3 protein-coding genes are annotated in these 2,577 nt (G+C 59.8%); 2 read left to right on the forward strand and 1 reads right to left on the reverse strand.

What is annotated here, in order from left to right; genetic code table 11:
• A partial coding sequence (locus AB4043_RS22085; RefSeq protein WP_442308106.1) for a hypothetical protein occupies positions 1-370 on the reverse strand: 370 nt, incomplete at its 3' end.
• Positions 371-586: 216 nt separating this feature from the next.
• On the opposite strand from AB4043_RS22085, the gene AB4043_RS22090 reads away from it, so the two are divergent.
• Both AB4043_RS22090 and AB4043_RS22095 read left to right on the forward strand, forming a co-directional pair.
• Positions 587-1,261 (forward strand): response regulator transcription factor, encoded by a 675-nt coding sequence (locus tag AB4043_RS22090; protein WP_442308107.1) that lies wholly within the window; start codon positions 587-589, stop codon positions 1,259-1,261.
• The coding region (locus tag AB4043_RS22095; protein WP_442308108.1) for an ATP-binding protein at positions 1,258-2,577 on the forward strand (1,320 nt) is incomplete at its 3' end. The genes AB4043_RS22090 and AB4043_RS22095, both read left to right, overlap by 4 nt.

The raw sequence follows: 2,577 nt of genomic DNA on the forward strand, positions 1-2,577 counted from the left end.
GGTCGCGTCCCTTGGCATCGGTGATCGGAATCAGAAGATCGAAGGTCTTGTCCTTGTCCAGGCGCACAGCAATCGGTTGCTGCTTTGCAAGCTTCTCCATGTCAGCAGCCGACGACTTCTTGCCGATCTTCGACGCAGTGATATTGGCGATGATGACGTTGTCGGTCTCTCCCGGCGGCGTGGCATGCAGGCCGAGCTTTATTAGGTCGGCATCGTGCGCCGCCTTCACCTTCATCACCAGCGACTGCGCAAATGGCGCATGCACATGCATGTAGGTGCTGGGATCCTGCGACTGGGCAAAAACAGACACGGACGAGACTCCCGCGCCCAAAGCGATAGCGATGACGGCCTTACGAACAAACGTTTGCATTCTGCTCTCCTGAATAGGGATGAAAAAGGGACAGTCCTGTCGGCTGGCAGACAGAGCGCGTCGTTCCGCTCTATGCAAAACTCTTCTTCTGTTCGCCGATGAGCCTGATTCAAGCGGCTTCTTCTTAGATCAGCCTTAGAAACCCCGCTCTGTTACAGGGAATTCACACATCCACGCCCCCTAAACACAGGCGGAGGGTGTAATCAAGAAACAGCGATGAATGTTCTGGTAGTTGAAGACAATCGGCGTCTGAGCGGTGTGCTTCGGCAAAGCCTGGTGGAAGACGGCCATCAGGTTACCGTTGCGGAACGCGGGGATGAAGGCCGCGACCTGTTGCTTTGCGCGCCCTTTCATGTCGCCGTGCTCGACGTCATGCTTCCGGGCCTGGATGGCTTCTCTGTACTCAAGGAAGCGCGGTCCTCCAAGTGTGTCGTCCCCATCCTGATGCTGACGGCAAAAGATTCCATGCCCGACATCGTGCATGGCCTCAACCTCGGTGCCGACGACTACCTCACCAAGCCCTTCCAGATCCCGGTCTTCCTTGCCCGTGTCCGCGCCATGGGTAGACGCCGACCCGAGCTGSAATCCAACGTCATCTCCGTCGGCAATCTTCATCTCGACAGCGACAGCCACACCGTTCGCCGCGATGACAACGAGATCACGCTCACGCGCAAGGAGTACGCTCTGCTCGAACTGCTCATGCGGCGCGCCAACAAGGTCGTCACCCGCAATCAGCTTCGCGAAGCTGGCTGGTCGTTCGATGCCGATGTCAGCGACGGCAACGTCGACTTCTACATCCACAGCCTGCGCTCGAAGATCGACATCAAGGGAGAGGAGAGCATGATCCGTACGGCTCGCTCGCTCGGCTACATGCTGGCCTCGTCGCGATGAAGCTCACGCTGAGGTCGTTGCGCCTCAAGCTGGCGGTCCTCTACACCGTCTTCGCGCTGATCTCCATGGTCTGCCTCGGCTGCTTCTCGTACGTCTACATGAACTATGCCCTCGAAACATCAAGGCAAGCCACCATGCAGGCGCGGAAAGAACGCTTCGTTCGTTTTATCGAGACCTGGCCGGAGAAGGATAAGACCCTCTCGCTGACCGAAAAGCTCGACCGTCTAAGCATCGCCATCGCCGCAACCGACATCATCCAGGTCTACGAGCTCGACGGCACCCCCATCTATTCCTCACCCGGCTCGTCCGCGCTTAAAGTGCCGTGGCCCAATCGACCCTGCATCGAACGATGCTCCAGCCTGGTTCGACAGTACGGCCATTCCATACGCACGCTCAACCACGTTGTCACCATGGATGGCCGCAAGCTGCGGCTCTCCCTCTCCGGCAAGATCGATGAACATGCTGAGATGATGGAGAACGTTCGCAACTCCTATCTGCTCTTCTGCCCGCTGCTGCTGATTGCCTCAGCCGTCGGCGGCTTCGTTCTCAGCGATCGCGCCCTTCGGCCCGTTCGCCGGATGACCGCCGAAGCCCGCAGCATCGGCATTCATGATCTGCAACGCAGGCTTCCCGTACCCAACACCTCCGATGAGCTGCAGGTACTCGCCGAAACCTGGAACGAGCTGCTCGAACGCCTCCATATCGCCGTCAGCCGGCTGACGCAGTTCACCGAAGATATCTCGCACGACCTGGGCACGACCATCACCGTCATGCTCACCACGGCTTCGCTCGCGCTGCATCGCAAACGCACGGCGGAAGAGTACCGCGCCGCGCTTCGCACCATCACCACCGAGTGCGAAGCCACATCCCGCCTGCTGCAGGACCTGCTCGCCGTTACCCGCGCCGACATGGTGCAGCAGCACATCGATATGCAGCTCGTCCCGCTGTCCGAGCTCGTCTGCGAGGTCACGGATAATCTTCGCGCCAAGGCCGACCTCAAACATCAGACACTGCAGACCACCATCGCTCCCGACGCCTGGACCTTGGGCGATCCGTCGCTGCTGCGGCGCATGGTCGGCATCCTGCTCGATAACGCCATCAAATACACGCCGGAGCACGGAGCCATCACGGTCTCACTCGTCTCAGACCCGCAGCACCTCTACCTCAAGGTTCAGGACAACGGCATCGGCATCGCCCCCGAAGCTCTGCCACGCATCTTCGACCGCTTCTACCGCGTCGATCCCTCCAGAACTCAAGAGGAAGGCAGCAGCGGCCTCGGCCTCGCCATCGCACAATGGGTCGCCGGAGTCCACGGC

It is taken from the genome of Terriglobus sp. YAF25, from assembly GCF_052113305.1.
Taxonomy (GTDB): Bacteria; Acidobacteriota; Terriglobia; order Terriglobales; family Acidobacteriaceae; genus Terriglobus.